The following is a 17,157-nucleotide window of genomic DNA, read 5'->3' on the forward strand; positions in this document are numbered from 1 at the left end:
TGAAGTAAAAGCAATTCAAGACTAGCGAATAATACGGAGTATGCGCTTGTGCCGGCCGTGACTGATCTGTGCCTGTTTGCTGGCTCTGCATCCGGTTCCGGAAAAGGGGTGACAAGCGGCGGCTGACTTGGTAACGGACGCTCAAGACAGTCCGGCGGTAGGTTCGAGGATCCTCGATGTTCCCGCCAAACCCGAAGGCCAGCAAATCCATGCCCGATCTTCTGCTCGAGCTGTTCAGCGAAGAAATTCCCGCCCGCATGCAGCGCAAGGCGGCCGAAGACCTTAAGTCGCTTGTAACCAATGCCCTGGTGGATGCCGGTCTGCCCTATGAAGGTGCGAAGGCATTCGCGACGCCGCGCCGTCTGGCGCTTCAGGTCGCCGGTGTGCCGGTCGGCTCCGCGGCGACACGGGAAGAGCGCAAGGGGCCGCGCGTGGGCGCGCCCGAGAAGGCCGTCGAAGGCTTTCTGCGCGGGGCGGGGCTCAACTCGGTGGACGACGCGACGATCCAGAGCGACCCCAAGAAGGGCGACTTCTATGTGGCCGTGATTGAAAAGCCGGGCCGCTCCGCGATCGACATCATCGCCGAGTTCATGCCGGGCATCCTGCGCGGTTTTCCCTGGCCGAAGTCCATGCGCTGGGGCAGCGCCACGACACGCTGGGTCCGGCCGCTGCATTCCATCGTGGCGACCTTCGGGCCGGAGACCGAGGAGCCGGACGTGATCCGCTTCGATTTCGACGGTATTCACTCCGGGCAGACCACGCGTGGCCACCGCTTCCTGGCGGACGAGGCTTTCGACGTGCGCCGCTTCGATGACTACGCAACCAGCCTGGAAAAGCACAAGGTGGTTCTGGACGCGGACCGCCGCAAGGAAATCATCCTGAACGATGCTAAGGATCGCGCCCTGGCGCTGGGCCTCGAACTGGTCGAGGACGCCGGGCTTCTGGAAGAGGTTGCCGGTCTTGTCGAATGGCCGGTGGTGCTGACGGGCAGTTTCGACGAGGCCTTTCTGGATATTCCCGACGAGTGCATTCAGCTCACCATCCGGGTAAATCAGAAATGCTTCGTTCTGAAGGACCCGAAAACCGGCCGGCTTGCCAACCGCTTCGTGCTTATCTCCAACATTGTCGCGGGCGACGGCGGCAAGACGATTGTCGCGGGCAACGAGAAGGTGATCCGCGCGCGCCTCTCCGATGCCCGTTTCTTCTGGGAAACGGACCTGAAGTCCAAACTCTCCGACAACTTGCCCAAGCTGGACGAGGTCAAGTTTCACGAAAAGCTCGGCAGCGTCGGCGAGCGGGTCAAGCGTCTGGTCGCACTCTCCACCGAGCTCGCCCCCCTCGTTGGTGCGGATGAGGCAAAGGCGAAGCGCGCCGCCGAACTCGCCAAGGCCGATCTCGTCTCCCAGATGGTCTACGAATTCCCCGAACTACAAGGCCTGATGGGCCGCTACTATGCGGCCACCCAGGGCGAGGACGCATCGGTCGCCACCGCGGTCGAGGACCACTACAAGCCGCAGGGGCCGTCCGACCGCGTTCCGTCGGATCCGGTTGCCATTGCCGTCGCTCTGGCCGAGAAACTGGACCTTCTGGCGGGCTTCTGGGTCATTGACGAGAAACCGACGGGCTCCAAGGACCCTTACGCGCTGAGACGCGCGGCGCTGGGCGTGATCCGGATCGTTCTGGAAAACAGTTTGAGGGTCAGGATTGCGGAGGTTGCCCGTTCGGCTATTGGCTTGCAGTCCGCTTCCGCGAGTGACTCGGCCGTCGTCGTGGACGACCTGCTGTCTTTCTTCGCCGATCGTCTGAAAGTTCACCTGAAGGACGAGGGCGCCCGGCACGACCTGATCGACGCGGTTTTTGCGCTGGAAGGCCAGGACGACCTGCTGATGGTGGTCAAGCGGGTCGAGGCGCTCGGAAAATTCGTGTCCTCCGACGACGGTGCAAACCTGCTCGCCGGTTACAAGCGTGCCGTCAACATCCTCAAGGCGGAGGAAAAGAAGGACGGGCAGGCGGTGACCGGAAAGCCGCATGCGGACCATTTCCAGGAACAGGCGGAGATCGATCTGGCCTCGGCCATCGACGTCGCCCGCGCCGATGCGGCGCAGGCCGTGGACGCGGAGGATTTCGAAGGCGCCATGGAAGCCCTGTCGAAACTTCGGGCGCCGGTCGACCGGTTCTTCGAGGATATCCTGGTGAATGCCGAAGACCCCGCCTTGCGCCTGAACCGCCTGCGGTTGCTCGCCGAAATCCGCGACGCGACCCATGTGGTGGCGGATTTCTCCAAGGTGGCGGGTTAGCATTCCGAATAAGGGCGGGTGCCCTCAAGAAAGAGCCCGGCACGCGGCCGGGCTCAAATTGCCGACAAACCTCACGTAGTCATTCCGGCCAGCGCACCGCGAAGCGGTGTTGCGTGAGCCGGAATCCAGCTGACAAGCGCGAGCGACAGCGAGCACCTTCTCTCATATCTATCTGATGTAATTTGAATATTGAGCGCCTTCGGCGCAGAAGATTTCTGGTTTCCGGATCTGCGCACAGCTCCGCTGCACTTGTCCGCAATGATCGTCTGAGGGTTTGTCAGAAGTCTGAGCCCGGCACGGGGCCGGGCTCAGTATTTTGAAATTGCCTCATAAAAAATGGCTAATGGAAAAGGCACCCGTTCAGTGGGATGAACGGGCGCGGGTGCTTTGGTCCTGAGATCGGATCAGGTTTTTTTACGAAACCGCAGGCCGGCTACGCCACCAAGAGCACCTAAAAGAAGCAGGCCGCTTGCCGGAAGAGGCACGGCGGACACGGACCCTGGGGTGTAGTCCACCACGAGCCGGGCTGCGTCGTAGTCCAGGCTTTCAAGCGCGGCGATACGGAAGGAGGCGAAACTGTCTGTCTCGAACCGGACAGTCAGCAGGTCGCCCAGCAACGCAGAGGCAAACATGGTCAGGTCGGTAAAGGCGATCGTCGTGACGTCGCCGGCCGAACCACCCTTGGGAACGCTCGTGTCTGCGACCTGATCGCCGGTGGCGGCATGGTCGTCGATGGTTACCGAACCGTCCCCCAGATAGGCGAACAGATCGACATTCGCACCAGGGTTGGACGGCGTGTTTGAAACGAACCTGGTGTTGGTCCATTCGAACGACACGGAGTTGATGGTTGCACCGTCGTCGATACCGGCCAGGCTGAACTCGAAGATCCCGTTCTGGATCAGGCCGCCGGACTGCTGGACGTTAATGGACGAACCAGACGTGTTGACGCTGTTCCCGCCGAAAGTCTGCGTCCAGCCGTCGGCGCTGGTGGAGATTGTCATGGTGGCCGCTGAAAGCGACGTCGGAAAGAGAAGCGCAAGCAGCGCTACTGAAATCTGTTTTTTCATCGGTAAGTCTCGCATTGTTTCGCTCAAATCAGCTTTGAATGGAAGCATTCACGCTGTTTCAAAATCGGGACTGTCTCCGTTGAAGACATACCCCCCTGTTTCGTCATTGCTGACGAACCCGTTTCCGACCCGGTCCGCAGGGCGGCTTGTGAAAGGTAAATGGACCGGGAACCGCTCGAACGTGGCGATGCCGGTTGGTTCGCCCGTGAGAACGGTTTCTTGGTCCAGAGACCGTTCATCCAGAAAGACCGAACCCGTGCCGAATAAGCACCTGGCGAGGACGAAGTTGGAATCTGATCTGCGCAGTTTTTATGCTTGGAAGGGTTGGGCATCGGAATTTCATCAATTTCAAATTCGTTGACGACATGATCAGAAACGCTCAGAAATCGAAACGGCGTCTGCGTCAATCCGTTGATAATCCGTTAATTTATTCGTGGGACCCATTTCGCGATGCGTGAAATTGATGTTGTTTTCGATCCCGAGCGAAAGCTCTTTCTTTATTTCGGGGTCACGTTTCTCGCCATCATCGTCGGACCGTTCGGGACTTACGAATCGATGCATTTCTGGCAGCGAGCGACCTTCTGGAGCCTTGATGTCCTGGGGGGCATGGTGATCCTTGTCCCGATCGTGCACGTGTTCTATCACAGCCGCCTGGTGCGCTTCATTCCGTCCTATCCGCGATTTGTCCTGGGGGTTGCGCTCGGGGCACTTCCAACCGCCGGATACATCACGGTCCTTTATGGAACCGTCGGGGCGAAGATGGAGCTTTCAACCCCGTATCCGCTCCTTTTCGTGCAAGTCACGATTTCTTCCACACTGCTTCTTCTGACCGAATTCGTTCTTTGGCCCATGGTGTTCGGACGCCAGGTCAAAGGGAACGAAGGTGAGGCCGTTGCTTCGCAGGTGCCTCAGCCTGAGGTGCCCGCCGTTACCCGGCCGACGGAGCCGGTTGAAGGCCGCATTCCGCTCCTGTCCCGCCTGCCTGAGGGTGTACAGCCCGGGCCGATCGTTTCGATCTCGATGCAGGACCACTATGCCGAGATCACCCTGACGACCGGCAAGGCCCTGATCCTGATGCGGTTGAGCGACGCGATCGACTTGCTGGAGGATTATCCCGGCGTCCGGGTGCACCGGTCGCACTGGGTCGCGCTGAACTTCCTGCAAGGGATCGAGAAGCAGGGAAAAGGCTACAGGGCGCTTCTGCAAGACGGCAGGGAGCTTCCCATCAGCGCAACCTATCTGGAAGCGGCCCGCCAGCAGTTCCAGGCTCACGCGCAAACCGTTCCCGCTTAGGACCTTCGGGATTGACCGCCGGTGCCGGCCGGCTGAAAAAGCCTATTCCGCGGCTTCCTGCGCCAGTCTCGGCACCGGTTTTTCCTCGATGGGCCAGTGCACGATCGCCGCGAAGATGCCAAGGGCGATGCCGCACCACCAGATGAGATCGTAGGACCCGGTCTCATCGTAGATCTTGCCGCCCAGCCAGACACCGAGGAACGAGCCGATCTGGTGCGACAGGAAGACGAAGCCGAACAGGGTGGCCATGTAGCGCGGTCCGAACATGACGGCGACGAGCCCGGAGGTTGGCGGCACCGTGGACAGCCAAAGCAGGCCCATGACGCCGGAGAACACCAAGACGGAAGCAGGTGAAGGCGGGGTCATGATGAAGGCAAGGATCGCCACCGAACGCGCCAGATAGATCAGCGACAGGAAAATCGACTTGGAGTGGCGGCCGCCGATATAGCCGGAAATCAGCGACCCGACGATGTTGCACAGGCCGATCAGGGCGATCGCGATGGCGCCCCAACTCGGATCGAGCCCGAGATCGGCGATATAGGGCGGCAGGTGCACGGTGATGAAGGCAACGTGAAAGCCGCAGACAAAGAAGCCCAGGGTCAGCAGTATATACCCGCGCGTGCGAAAGGCCTCGGCCACGGCGGAGGTCAGCTTCTGGTTATTGACAGCGGCTTCACCCTCTCCATGAATGGATTTGCCTCTCAGAACGATTGCAAACAGCGGTATCAGCGCGACCAGTCCGGTGAAGATCAGGAGGGTGTCCTGCCAGCCGATATTGGCAATCAGCGCCCCGCCGAGCGGCGCGAACAGGAACTGGCCGAGAGAGCCCGAGGCGGTGCCGATCCCGAAGGCAAGAGACCTCTGTTCGGGGCTCACCGTGCGTCCAAAGGCGGCGAGCACCAGGGAAAAGGAGGAAAACGCGATGCCGAGGCCGATGAGCACGCCAGCGGAAACATGCAGCGCGACCGTGCTCTGTGCATCGATCATCATCAGGAGGCCGGCGGCATAGAGTGCGGCGCCCAGGGTCATGGTTTTCCAGGTGCCGTAGCGGTCCGACATCATGCCGGCCACCGGCTGGGCGATGCCCCACACCAGGTTCTGGATGGCGATCGCGAGCGCGAAGATCTCCCGGCTCCAATCCCTCGCCTCGGTCATCGGCTGGAAGAACAGGCCCATCGCCGAACGGGGCCCGAAGGAGATAAGCGCCACAAGACAGCCACAGGCGATGATCAGCGGAATATTGGGGCCGGTCCGGCCAGTGGCTGCGGTCATGAGTGACTCCCATCGTGATTTTGCGATAAGATAGCCGGAGCGCGTTTTTTCACAAACGCGTAATTTTGATCGATGGATCAAGAACGGGAATATATGGGGGCGGCCGTGACGAGGCAGCACCGCCTGCTCGGTCGCGGAGTGCGGCCGAAGAGCTGCTTTCGGCCATCAACTACTTCAAACCTGTTGCCCGATGATCTAAACCGCTTAAATGTCGTTTCTTCCGGACCGCTTCGGGACCGGAAGCCGTTGGGGGCACTGCCCCGTTTGATCCAGGAAGTTTTCATGGCCGTTTCGGTAGAGGATTTTGCGCCTGCCTATCTGGGCAAGGATGTGGATGACGTCGTAATTCTGGGTGGGGGGCTTGCCGGTCTCTTTTGCGCCTTGAAGCTCAGCCCGCGCCCGGTCACGGTGATCGCGAATGCCCCCGTCGGCGAGGGAGCGACCTCCGCCTGGGCGCAGGGCGGCATCGCGGCGGCGGTTTCCGAACGGGATTCGGTCGAAAAACACCGGGATGACACTCTTGCCGCCGGTTGCGGGATCTGCGAGGCCAAGGTCGTCGACCAGATGACCCGGGAGGCCAGCGATCGGGTCCGCGATCTGTTGGGGTACGGCGTTCCTTTCGATCAGGACCTCGAAGGACGGCTGAAATTTTCCAGCGAGGCGGCCCATTCCGAAAGCCGGGTCGTGCGCGTCCGCGGCGATATGGCCGGCGGGGCGATCATGGCCGCGTTGATTTCGGCGGTGCGCAAGACGCCCTCCATCCGCGTTCTGGAGGGCTATATTGGCGAGAGTTTCCTCGGCGAGGGCCGCTATGTGACCGGTGTCCTCGTCCGGCGCCGCGGCGGCATCACCCGGCTGGCCTTTCCGGCGAAAGCGGTCGTTCTGGCATCCGGCGGCATCGGCCATCTTTATGCCCGGACCACAAATCCTCACGATGCCAACGGTCACGGCCTTGCGATGGCGGCCCGGGCCGGGGCGGTGATCGCCGATGCGGAGTTCGTTCAGTTTCACCCGACCGCTCTCGATGTGGGAAGAGACCCCGCTCCGCTGGCGACGGAAGCCTTGCGCGGTGATGGAGCGGTCCTTGTCAACAGGTCGGGCGAGCGGTTCATGGAGAGCGAGCACCGGGATCTCGAACTTGCTCCCCGCGATGTCGTTGCCCGCGCGATCTATCGGGAAATCGCCGAGGGCAGGGGAGCTTTCCTGGACTGCAGGGAGACCATCGGCGCGCGCTTCCAGGAGGATTTCCCGACCGTTTTCTCCGCGGTTCAAAGCGCGGGGCTTGACCCGGTGAAAGACCTTCTGCCGGTTGCGCCCGCCATGCACCATCACATGGGGGGCGTGTTGACCGATGCCAGCGGGCGCACGTCGCTCGACGGGCTCTGGGCGGCGGGAGAAGCCGCCTCCACGGGTGTGCATGGCGCGAACCGGCTGGCTTCCAATTCGCTTCTGGAAGCCGTCGTCTTCGCCGCCCGGGTCGCCGAAGATATCCAGGGGCTCATGACGACGCCGCGCAGCGCCTATTGGAACGAGATGGACAGCGCTCCGGACCTGCCGACCCAGCGCAACGCGGAGGAGCGCGCCGCAATCTCCGTGCTTCGCGAGACCATGACCCGCAACGTCGGGGTCTTGCGTGACGCTGACGGCCTCAAAACGGCCCTTGCCGACATTGCCGAGGCGGAAAAGGCTTGCGTACGTCAGTCCATAAAAAACATGATGGTGGCGGGCAGGCTCGTGGCGGCGGCGGCCCTTAAACGGGAAGAAAGCCGGGGCGCGCATTTCCGCACCGATTTCCCCGATGAAAAACCGGAACGCGCCAGACGCAGCTATCTGACCTTGAAGGAAGCCGACGCGATTTCCGCGGAGGTTCTTCAGAGCAAGGTTGACTGACGGCGATGAGCGCGGCGCGACCGGGAGGTGTGCGCCGCCAGGCCTTGACCGGCAATCTTTCCTAAACCGTGTCGGAAGCCTCTGGCGCGATCGCACTTGCGGCCGTCAGATCGGTGGCCGAAACGGGCGCGGACCCGATTTTCTCAGGCTGGACGTCCCGTTCGGCACCGATCCTTCGTCCGGGGCGGGCCCGGCAGGTTCTGGAGGCGTCAGCCGGCCGCCAGATAGAGGCCGCCGAGCGCAGTCGCGACGCCGAGGCCCCGAATGATCCGGGGCGCCCAGGCCGGGTCGTCACGGGTGGCGACATTGGCGCCATAGCCGATGAGCAGACCGGCGGCATGGAGCAACGCGGTCGCGATCACGAAGCCGGCCGCGTACCCGAGTTCACCGGCCGATCCGATCTCGCCGCCATGAGCATGTCCGTGGCAGACACCGAAGACAGCCACAATGGCCGCGCAGACGCCGAGCGGCAGGCGCAGGGCCAGAGCCACGACGACACCGAGTACGACAACGGACGTGAGAATGAAGGGCTCCACATAGGGAAGCGGCACACCGGCAACGGAAAGGACGAAGCCGCAAATCATGGCCCCGACAAAGGCGCTTGGCAGGGCCCAGATCGCACGACCGCCCAGAAGCGCCGCCCAAAGACCGACCGCGATCATGGCCAGCACGTGATCCGTGCCGAACAGGGGATGGGTAAATCCGGAGGCGAACGAGCCGTGTTCGTTGGGGTCAAGGTGTGCGAAAGCCGGAGAAACGGCGAAAAGACTGGCGGCGGCGGCCAGGACTGCGCGGTAAATCATGAAACGATCCTTGTTTGGTCTGTCCGGCGCCCCGGTTTGGGTCGCGCCGATCATGTTGTTCACATGAAAACCGTTATCGCGTTCCTGTCAGAATTACCAGTACTGCCATGCTAGGGTCTGTGGGGAAACCTGCGGTGTCGGGAAATGTCCTTTCCTGACCGGCCCGTCATCGGCGAACGGCTCAGTTCCAGCCGCCCGCATAGGTCTTGTAGAAGATGTGGAGCCCGACCTGGCCGCGTTTGGCCATCGACTTCGCCCAACGCGGCTTGACATAGGTCGCGTGATAGTGGGTCGAGGCATCGACCATCTTCGAATAATGCTTGCCGTCGACGATTTCCCTGGCGAGGCGCTGCGCGGTCTTCCAGGCGGCCGGGCTGGAAATGCGGTCCTTGATGCCGTCGCAGGCGAAGGAGAACTGACAGCGGTTGCGCTTGTGGCGGTTCTGGTAGACCACGCCGCAGATCGTGTTCGGATAGGACGGGTTTTTGACCCGGTTCAGGACCACCTGGGCAACGGCTTCCTGGCCTTCCTCGCTTTCGCCGCGGGCTTCGAAATAGATGGCTTCCGCGAGACAGCGCTGTTCCTTCTTTGAACCGACGGACAGCGGCAGGGGCTTTTGCGCCCACCAGTGCGGATTGTCCGGGTCTTCCGGCGGCGGCAGTTCCTGCTCGTATTTGGCGGCGCCGAAGAGCGCGTCGAAGGGCTCTTTCGTTTCCTTGACGCTGTCGGGAGCATAGGCGGACACGAGCGAAAAGCTCGCTGCCGCCGCGTTGCGCGCCATCATCACCTTTTGCAGGTCGAGCGGGCCCTCGTCCGGATTGCCGTCCTTGCCGGCCTTGGCGAACTGGCTGATCTCGTCGGAATTGAGCGGCTGGGGTTTGACGAAGGCAACACGCGGCAGGTCCTCGTGATCCTTCTCCGTGGAGATCAGGCTGGACATCGCGTAGAGATTGCCCGCGGCCCGGTCCACCATCTGACGGTCCGGCGCCAGGGTGATCAGGCGGTCGCCCTTGGCCGAGGTGTTGGTAACGATCTTCTCGGGAAGCTCTGTCGGCAGCAGGCTCTGCGCGACATCTTCCAGCCCGGTCAGGGGTTTGGACGCAATCCCTTTTTCAGCCGATGTCAGGGTCAGAACCGGACCGGACCGGTAGTCCGGGACCTTGGTGGCTCCAAGGGCGAGTTGCGGAGCGATCTTCGACGTGAAGTTCGCGGGTTCAAGCGCCATCATCCAGCGCGGGCTTTGTTCGTCCCGGGCGTTGATGAGCGCAAAGATATCCTGGTCGCCGGTCTGACCCGCCAGCCCTGCGAAGATGAGGGGGCATGCAACAAGCACCTGTTTCAGCCGGCGCATGCGCGCCCGGACGGGTCCGTAATCCTGAGACACTTTCGAAGGAAACCGCTTTCCGTTGCGGGATATCGGGCCAGACATACGCAGCCAACTCCAACTCGTTACACATCGCCCGCTACCCCGGGCGAACAGTGCTAACGCTGAGTGAACAGCGGCACTTGTATTTAAGATGTCCGCTTAACCTTGAGAGAGCGTTAATGAGCGCGGAATTCGCCGTTTTTCTTGAAGTAAACAACCGGACCCGCCTGAACAGGGTTAATTCTTGTTGCCCGATCGGATGTTTCGTCAGGGTGAAATCTGCCAGGGCGGCGGACGGCAAGATGCCGGAACAGACTCGTTCCGGGACAGGTGCCCCCGTGAAGCGACAGACGCCAAGGAGCGCCCGGACAGCCAAATATTTCATCCGATAGGGAAGCAGTATATGCGCCGACCTTGCGCAAACCTTGTTGCTGGCCGCCAACCCGCAGGCCTGGAGCGGGACGCGCATCCGGCATCTGAAGACGGAACAGAAAGGAGGCGATGGGCCGCTCGCTGTCGCCCTTGAACACGCGCGCGCCGGCCCGAGCCATCCGGTCGGCGGTGGAAATCACTCCAGTGGCATGACGAACGGCGTGCCTTCGAAAGCACGCTCGCCCCGGCCGATGGCGCGGATCGCGTCGATCATGCGGCCGTTCCGGTTCAAAAGCTTGTCAGCCATGGCGACGATGCGTGCGTTGGGGGTTGCGGACGGCGCCCGCTGGCGCAAAACGGCCGCAAGACGATATTCGTCGGCATCCGGATTCAGGGCGCAGGCCGTGGTGTAGGCACCCGCCGTCGACCGGCTGATCCCCGCCCAGCAGTGCACGACGAGCGGCGACTTCCGGTCCCAGGACCTGACAAATTGCAGCAGCCGTTCGATGTGTTCCTCGCTGGCCGGAGTGAGCCCTTCGACCGGATCGACGATGTCGTTGAAACCCAGGAACAAATGCCGGCTGGGGTCGACCCCTTTTGGAGTCGGGACCTCCATTTCAACATTGATCAGCGTGACGACGGACTTCGCCCCGCTTTTGGCAACCGTCTCGGAAAGTTTGGAAAGAGAACACACGTGCAACATGGCAGACCATTTGTTTTTGTGCTGCCAAGGTAAGCATATTCGTCGAGAAGGTCACCTGTTTGCGTGCAGGCTTTCAACCTTTGTTCCCAGCTACGCGCAGCTCTTCGATCGCCTCGAAGCGTTCCAGGAATTTTTTCTGTGCCTCGGCGACAGGTAACGGTTCCAGACCGTATCTGAGCTTGCCTTCCGGGTTGGCCGGAAAGCCGCGGGGGCGGCCGAAAATCCGTCCGGCCTCGCGTTCTTCGAAGCCGGCCAGTTCCACCGCTTCGAAATAGGCACAGACGATATCCGCCCGCTTGGCCAGTTTCTTGACCTTCAAGGGAATTTGGGCGGGCAGGCCGAAGCGCAGGTGGATGGCGCCCTGCAGGCGGGCTTCGACGGCCTTGTAGGCCTCGCCAATCACTGCCTTGAAGGGTGAAATCATGTCGCCGATGACATATTCCGGAGCGTCGTGCAGCAGCACGGCGAGCCGCCAGTCGGGCTCAAGATCCGGCTTGAGTGTGAGCGCAATGTCCTCGACGATCAGCGAGTGCTCGGCCACCGAAAAGGCGTGGTCGCCATGGGTCTGCCCGTTCCAGCGCGCGACGCGTGCAAGGCCGTGCGCGATGTCGGTGATTTCGACGTCGAGCGGGGAGGGATCCAGCAGATTGAGTCGTCTGCCGGAGAGCATGCGTTGCCAGGCGCGCGGCGGTTGATCGGAGGGCATCGGTCCCCAGGTGAAACAAGGTCAATCCGCGGCGCTCGCCTCCGGCCAGGAAAAGCCGGCCCATTCGGGAAGACTGACCTGGAGCTCCGCGCCGCCGCATTCGAGAAGGCTGCCCTTTTCCTTGGCTTGGACAACCTTGTCAAGCCGGAGCAGGGCAAGACCGGCCGTTCGTCCGTTCAGCGCGGCGGAAGAACCGAGCGTGCCGACCGGTTTGCCCTGCGCGGTGATCCCGGTTCCCTTTTCGGGAAGCGCAGTTGTGCTTTCCACCTGAACGAAGCGTTTGCGGGCCGTTCCGCGATGCTGCATGCGGGCGACCACCTCCTGCCCGACAAAGCAGCCCTTCTTGAAAGACACGCCGCCCAGTTGATCGAGATCCGCGTCGTGGGGAAAGATATCGGAATAGTCGTAGTCCTTCAGGCCTTCGGGGATGCCGAGCCCGATGCGGTGCGCGTCATAGGCAGCCATGTCCGTCAGGGACGCTCCGGCGGCGTCACTGAGTTGGGTGACAGGACCCACGATCCGCTGGCCGAGCGCTTCCAGACGAGGGTCGATGACCGTCAGCAGAGCACCGGGTACTTCGATGGCGCCGTTCCATGCCGCGAACACGCCGGTTTCGGCGGGAAGCTGCTCGACCTCGACCTTCGCGCGCAGGCGATAGAAGCTCAGCCTTTTGGAGAGCTCCGCGGCTGCCGCTTCCGGAGCGTCCAGAAGGTAGGCGTCTCCGGACTTGTAAACGAGGAAATCGAACAGGATTTTGCCTTGCGGCGTCAGCAGGGCACCGAAACCGGCGCCATTCCGGTCGGTATCGCCGATATCCGCGGTCATCAGGTTCTGCAGGAAATGGGCGGCGTCGGGTCCTGAGACCCGGATCAGCGCGCGGTCGGGAAGATGGGCTAATGCAATGGCTGTCACGGAGGGCCCCCGAAGAGATGAGTGTGAAGCGCGGCTCGCTTGACCTCCACATAGGGGACCGGAAAACGGGGAGCAAGCCGGAAGGCCAGGAAAAGCCGCCTGTCTGCTCCCCGCTCTGGCACTTTGGCAACGGGCCGCGTATAAGCCCCCTGAAAGCATCTTGAGTGCGACCATCCCATGTTCCAGCGCCGTCGGAGGACCCTATGAGCACGACTTTTGACCTGATCCTGAAAGGCGGAACCGTCGTCAATCAGGACGGCGAGGGAAGGCGCGACGTGGCGGTGAAGGACGGGCGCATCGCCGAACTCGGATCCTTCGACCGGTCGCAGGCAGGCGAGGTGATCGATTGCACCGGGCTGCATGTGCTGCCGGGCGTGATGGATACCCAGGTGCATTTCCGCGAACCCGGTCTCGATCACAAGGAAGACCTTGAATCCGGTTCGCGAGCCGCGGTCATGGGCGGGGTCACATCGGTCTTTGAAATGCCGAACACCAATCCGCTGACCGTCTCCGAGACCGCGCTGGCGGACAAGGTGAGCAGGGCACATCACCGGATGCATTGCGATTTCGCTTTCTGGGTTGGCGGCACAAGGGACAATGTGAAGGATATTCCGGAGCTGGAGCGCCTTCCCGCGGCAGCCGGCATCAAGGTCTTCATGGGGTCGTCCACCGGCGACCTTCTGGTGGAGGACGACAGCGGTGTCCACGAGATCCTGTCGGCCACCCGCCGCCGGGCCGCGTTTCACTCCGAGGATGAGTTCCGCCTGCGCGAGCGCCTTGGCGAGCGCGTCGAGAACGATCCGAGATCCCATCCGGTGTGGCGCGACGAAACCGCTGCTCTGCAATGCACGCAGCGTCTGGTGCGGATTGCGCGCGAGACCGGCGCCAAGATCCATATCCTCCATCTCTCGACAGCCGAGGAGGTCGACTTTCTCATCGCTCACAAGGATGTGGCCTCCATCGAGGTCACGCCGCATCATCTGACGTTGACCGACGAGGCCTATTCCCGGCTCGGCACGCTCGTTCAGATGAACCCGCCCGTGCGCGCGCCGCGCCATTCCGAGCGGCTCTGGTGGGGGCTGGGTCAGGGCATCCTGGATATCTTCGGTTCCGACCATGCCCCGCATCTTCTCGAAGAAAAGCAGAAGCCTTACCCTGCGTCTCCGTCCGGCATGACCGGCGTGCAGACGCTGGTTCCGATCATGCTCGACCATGTGAACGCCGGCCGCCTGAGTCTCGCGCGTTTTGTCGACATGACCAGCGCCGGGCCGCTGCGGCTTTTCCAGACCGCCCGCAAGGGCCGGATCGCCGTCGGATACGACGCCGATTTCACCGTGGTCGATCTGAAGCGCAAGGAAACCATCCGCAACGAATGGATCGCTTCCAAATGCGGCTGGACACCTTACGACGGTAAGGAAGTCACCGGCTGGCCGGTCGGCACCATCGTCAGGGGCAACCGGGTGATGTGGGAAGGTGAACTGACCGGAGCGTCCAGCGGGGAAGCGGTTGTCTTTCAGGACGCCCTGAAAGTCTGAGGTCATCCGTTTACCGGTACTGCCGCAGGGTCCGAACCGGCGCGCACCACGCGGCCGGCGTTGACAAGTGCGCGGAACACACTGCCGTACAATTTGTGATGTGAATAACAGTTAAAAGCTGGGTAGTGTGATTTTATATTGATGAAAGGACGAAGGAAACCAATGGGTAACCGTGTTTCCTAACCTCATCTACACCGGTTTGAATTACAGTTTGAATCGAGCTTTAGGGTTTTCGTGTTTGGGGGCTCAGGGATGTTATTGAATAGAGTTCACGCAGGTAAGAGGCACACAGGCACGTTCGCGAGCCTGGCCGGTGCCGCCATCATGTCTTTTTCCGTATTGTCCGGGGCAGCCGCTCGCGACACCGGTGCGGAGACGCCGCAACAGGAGGCGGTAGAAGTTCCGCTCCATATGCTGGTGTCCATCAAGGATCAGAACATCAAGGTCTATCGCGGCCTCGATCTGATCGAAACCTCGCCGATTTCGTCGGGCAAGCGCGGTCACAGCACTCCGACGGGCGTGTTCTCCATTCTGGAAAAGCGCCGCAGGCATTTCTCGAACCTCTACAACAATGCGCCCATGCCCTACATGCAGCGGCTGACGTGGTCTGGCGTCGCGTTGCACCAGGGCCGGCTGCCGGGGTATCCGGCATCGCACGGCTGCATTCGTTTGCCGCGGTCCTTCGCCAAGTCGCTCTTCAGCATGACCGATCGGGGCATGCAGGTGGTGGTGACGCGCGAGTCGGCCGAGCCGGTCCTTGTCCGTCACGGCGCTCTGCCGCAGCCCTATGCGCCGCAGACCAAGGTCGCGAGCCTGTCGCAGCGGACCATCAATTCCGACGCCGCGCTGCGCGGCGCCATCCAGCCGGCGGCGGTGGAAGCGTCCTTGAGTGCGAAACTGCCGGAGAACCCCCATTTCGATCAGCCGCTGCGCATGATCATCACGCCACAGAAAGCGCCGGGCCGGGCGCAGGTTCTGCAAAAGTTGCTCAATCAGATGGGCTTCAATGCGGGCCCGGTTGACGGTGTCATCGGTCGCAAGACCCGCGCGGCAATCCGCCTGTACCAGGAAGGCGCCGAGCTCCCGGTGACCGGCAACGTGACCGATGCTCTCGAAGCCCGCATTCACGCGGATGCCGGCTACGAAAAACCGCAAAACGCCATGCTGCGCGTGCGCCGCAAATTCCGCGACGTCTATGCGGCTCCGGTCACCATCAAGAACATCGAGCAGGAAATCGGCACTCATGTCTTTACCGCGCTCGACTTCGAGCAAGGGGCCACGTCCGTGAACTGGATCGCCGTTTCCGCGGAAGGCGCGCGGGGCGGATCCTCGGAAGAGCTGCTCGACCGGATCGAAATGCCCGAAAAGGTTTCCGGTGAACTTGCCAAACTGCTGACGCCGGGAACGTCCTTGACGATCACGGACCGCAACTACAAGCGCAACACCGGACTTGGAACCGACTTCGTGGTCATCACCCGCTGAATTGACAATAGTCGATCGGTCTCAATCGAAACCCCCCGCTCCGGCGGGGGTTTTCTTGTTTGAGCCTACCGGGTTTTTAATTATCCGGATAACCGGACAAATATCCCGAAACGTCACCAAACTGTCGTGTCTCTGCCGTATCGCAAGGCAATTTAGATGCGCGGTGACTCGGGAGAACAAGATGGCGCAAAGCACGCTGACAGCTTCGAAAAAACGCCTTAAGAACGCGGTTCACCGCTCCGATGCAGCTTCTCGCGAAGGCATCCTGGAACGCCTTTTCACTTTTGCCTTCAAGGGATTGGTCTACCCGCAGATCTGGGAAGATCCGGACGTCGACATGAAGGCCCTGCGCCTGAAGCCGGACAGCAGAATGGTCACGATCGCGTCCGGCGGCTGCAATGTCATGTCCTATCTGACAGCCAATCCGGCGGAGATCACCGCTGTTGACCTCAACAGGGCGCATGTGGCGCTTGGACGGCTGAAGCTGGCGGCGGCGACCCATTTCCCGAATTACGAGACCTTCTACCGTTTCTTTGGCGAAGCCGACGAAAAGGCGAATGTGGCCGCCTACGACCGGTTCCTGAAAGACAAGCTCGATCCGGAAACCATCGCCTATTGGGAAGGCCGGGATCTTGCCAACTGGGGCCGCAAGCGGATCACGCTGTTCTCCCGCGATCTCTACCATCACGGCCTGTTGGGCTACTGCATCGGCCTGGGCCACCTCGTGGCGCGTCTTTACGGCATCGACCCGAAGTACATGGTCAAGACAAAGTCGCTGGAAGAACAGCGCAGCTTCTTCGATACCGCCCTGGCCCCGCTGTTCGACAAGCGGCTCGTGCGTTGGGCGACGTCGAAGAAAATGTCGCTTTACGGTCTGGGCATTCCGCCCGCGCAATATGATGCGCTTGTGTCGGCCAATGCGGACGGCGACATGTCCGCCGTTTTGCGCCAGCGCCTGGAAAAGCTCGCCTGCGACTTCTCCATGCAGGACAATTACTTCGCCTGGCAGGCTTTCGGCCGGGGCTATGCGCCGAAGTCAGGCGAATCCACGGGCGAATCCGGTCCCCTGCCGCCTTACCTGAAACGCGAGCATTACGAAGATATCCGTGAGCGCGCCGGCCGGGTCCGGGTTCTGAACCGGAATTTCACCGAACATCTGCAAGGCGTCGACGACGATACGCTGGATGCCTATGTGCTGCTCGACGCGCAGGACTGGATGACCGATGGCCAGCTCAACGCGCTGTGGAGCGAAATCACCAGGACCGCGCGTCCGGGTGCAAGGGTGATCTTCAGAACGGCAGCGGAGCCGACGCTTCTGCCGGGCAGGGTCGCGGACGAGATCCTCGACCGCTGGACCTACGAAGACCAAGAGAGCCTGGAACTTGGCCGGCAGGACCGGTCGTCCATCTATGGCGGTTTCCACCTCTATGTGTTCAATGGTTGATCTCCGGCGGGACGA

General features: G+C 61.7%; 13 protein-coding genes. 6 read left to right on the top strand and 7 right to left on the bottom strand.

Going from position 1 to position 17,157, the window contains the following annotated elements; translation table 11 throughout:
• The first annotated feature begins 209 nt into the window (after positions 1–209).
• Positions 210–2,297 carry a glycine--tRNA ligase subunit beta gene (glyS, locus tag JF539_RS02455; RefSeq protein ID WP_207140803.1) on the top strand — a complete coding sequence of 696 codons (2,088 nt, stop codon included), beginning with the start codon at positions 210–212 and terminating at the stop codon, positions 2,295–2,297.
• Between the two features lie 404 nt (positions 2,298–2,701).
• Here glyS and JF539_RS02460 read toward each other — a convergent pair whose 3' ends face one another.
• Positions 2,702–3,364, bottom strand: coding sequence for a VPLPA-CTERM sorting domain-containing protein (locus JF539_RS02460; protein WP_207138768.1), 663 nt, complete (start codon positions 3,362–3,364; stop codon positions 2,702–2,704).
• A 450-nt stretch (positions 3,365–3,814) separates the two neighbouring features.
• Between JF539_RS02460 and JF539_RS02465 the strand changes: the two genes are divergently transcribed.
• Positions 3,815–4,657: a LytTR family DNA-binding domain-containing protein gene (locus tag JF539_RS02465; RefSeq protein WP_207138769.1), complete on the top strand. Its 843-nt coding sequence runs from the start codon at positions 3,815–3,817 to the stop codon at positions 4,655–4,657.
• A 42-nt stretch (positions 4,658–4,699) separates the two neighbouring features.
• On the opposite strand, the gene JF539_RS02470 is transcribed toward JF539_RS02465, so the two are convergent.
• Positions 4,700–5,929: an MFS transporter gene (locus tag JF539_RS02470; protein ID WP_207138770.1), complete on the bottom strand. Its 1,230-nt coding sequence runs from the start codon at positions 5,927–5,929 to the stop codon at positions 4,700–4,702.
• A 282-nt stretch (positions 5,930–6,211) separates the two neighbouring features.
• On the opposite strand from JF539_RS02470, the gene JF539_RS02475 reads away from it, so the two are divergent.
• Positions 6,212–7,819, top strand: a complete 1,608-nt coding sequence (locus tag JF539_RS02475; protein WP_207138771.1) for an L-aspartate oxidase — start codon at positions 6,212–6,214, stop codon at positions 7,817–7,819.
• A 209-nt stretch (positions 7,820–8,028) separates the two neighbouring features.
• Here JF539_RS02475 and JF539_RS02480 read toward each other — a convergent pair whose 3' ends face one another.
• The 5 genes from JF539_RS02480 to JF539_RS02500 form a co-directional block, all read right to left on the bottom strand.
• Positions 8,029–8,622, bottom strand: coding sequence for a HupE/UreJ family protein (locus JF539_RS02480; protein WP_207138772.1), 594 nt, complete (start codon positions 8,620–8,622; stop codon positions 8,029–8,031).
• Between the two features lie 181 nt (positions 8,623–8,803).
• Positions 8,804–10,051 carry a cell wall hydrolase gene (locus JF539_RS02485; RefSeq protein WP_207138773.1) on the bottom strand — a complete coding sequence of 416 codons (1,248 nt, stop codon included), beginning with the start codon at positions 10,049–10,051 and terminating at the stop codon, positions 8,804–8,806.
• 505 nt (positions 10,052–10,556) lie between these two features.
• Positions 10,557–11,063 (bottom strand): tyrosine phosphatase family protein, encoded by a 507-nt coding sequence (locus JF539_RS02490; protein WP_207138774.1) that lies wholly within the window; start codon positions 11,061–11,063, stop codon positions 10,557–10,559.
• A gap of 73 nt (positions 11,064–11,136) precedes the next feature.
• A complete protein-coding gene (locus JF539_RS02495; RefSeq protein WP_207138775.1) occupies positions 11,137–11,769 on the bottom strand; it encodes a YfbR-like 5'-deoxynucleotidase in 633 nt (210 codons plus the stop codon).
• Positions 11,770–11,790: 21 nt separating this feature from the next.
• A complete protein-coding gene (locus JF539_RS02500; protein WP_328809187.1) occupies positions 11,791–12,681 on the bottom strand; it encodes a folate-binding protein in 891 nt (296 codons plus the stop codon).
• A 203-nt stretch (positions 12,682–12,884) separates the two neighbouring features.
• On the opposite strand from JF539_RS02500, the gene JF539_RS02505 reads away from it, so the two are divergent.
• The 3 genes from JF539_RS02505 to JF539_RS02515 all read left to right on the top strand — a co-directional run bounded on the left by JF539_RS02505 (position 12,885) and on the right by JF539_RS02515 (position 17,142).
• Complete coding sequence (locus tag JF539_RS02505; protein ID WP_207138776.1) at positions 12,885–14,216, top strand: dihydroorotase; 1,332 nt, start codon at positions 12,885–12,887, stop codon at positions 14,214–14,216.
• Positions 14,217–14,540: 324 nt separating this feature from the next.
• On the top strand, positions 14,541–15,698 hold the full coding sequence (locus JF539_RS02510; RefSeq protein WP_209016972.1) for a L,D-transpeptidase: 1,158 nt from the start codon (positions 14,541–14,543) through the stop codon (positions 15,696–15,698).
• A gap of 181 nt (positions 15,699–15,879) precedes the next feature.
• On the top strand, positions 15,880–17,142 hold the full coding sequence (locus JF539_RS02515; RefSeq protein ID WP_207138778.1) for a DUF3419 family protein: 1,263 nt from the start codon (positions 15,880–15,882) through the stop codon (positions 17,140–17,142).
• The last annotated feature ends 15 nt before the right edge of the window (positions 17,143–17,157 follow it).

This window comes from Roseibium aggregatum (assembly GCF_017309185.1).
Taxonomy (GTDB): domain Bacteria; phylum Pseudomonadota; class Alphaproteobacteria; order Rhizobiales; family Stappiaceae; genus Roseibium; species Roseibium aggregatum_B.

Excerpts from the sequence above, each read along its gene's own strand:
- JF539_RS02480 (WP_207138772.1), bottom strand. The coding sequence starts at position 8,622 with ATGATTTACCGCGCAGTCCTGGCCGCCGCCGCCAGTCTTTTCGCCGTT.
- JF539_RS02485 (WP_207138773.1), bottom strand. The coding sequence starts at position 10,051 with ATGTCTGGCCCGATATCCCGCAACGGAAAGCGGTTTCCTTCGAAAGTG.
- glyS (WP_207140803.1), top strand. The coding sequence starts at position 210 with ATGCCCGATCTTCTGCTCGAGCTGTTCAGCGAAGAAATTCCCGCCCGC.
- JF539_RS02460 (WP_207138768.1), bottom strand. The coding sequence starts at position 3,364 with ATGAAAAAACAGATTTCAGTAGCGCTGCTTGCGCTTCTCTTTCCGACG.
- JF539_RS02510 (WP_209016972.1), top strand. The coding sequence starts at position 14,541 with ATGTCTTTTTCCGTATTGTCCGGGGCAGCCGCTCGCGACACCGGTGCG.
- JF539_RS02490 (WP_207138774.1), bottom strand. The coding sequence starts at position 11,063 with ATGTTGCACGTGTGTTCTCTTTCCAAACTTTCCGAGACGGTTGCCAAA.
- JF539_RS02505 (WP_207138776.1), top strand. The coding sequence starts at position 12,885 with ATGAGCACGACTTTTGACCTGATCCTGAAAGGCGGAACCGTCGTCAAT.
- JF539_RS02465 (WP_207138769.1), top strand. The coding sequence starts at position 3,815 with ATGCGTGAAATTGATGTTGTTTTCGATCCCGAGCGAAAGCTCTTTCTT.
- JF539_RS02515 (WP_207138778.1), top strand. The coding sequence starts at position 15,880 with ATGGCGCAAAGCACGCTGACAGCTTCGAAAAAACGCCTTAAGAACGCG.
- JF539_RS02495 (WP_207138775.1), bottom strand. The coding sequence starts at position 11,769 with ATGCCCTCCGATCAACCGCCGCGCGCCTGGCAACGCATGCTCTCCGGC.
- JF539_RS02475 (WP_207138771.1), top strand. The coding sequence starts at position 6,212 with ATGGCCGTTTCGGTAGAGGATTTTGCGCCTGCCTATCTGGGCAAGGAT.
- JF539_RS02470 (WP_207138770.1), bottom strand. The coding sequence starts at position 5,929 with ATGACCGCAGCCACTGGCCGGACCGGCCCCAATATTCCGCTGATCATC.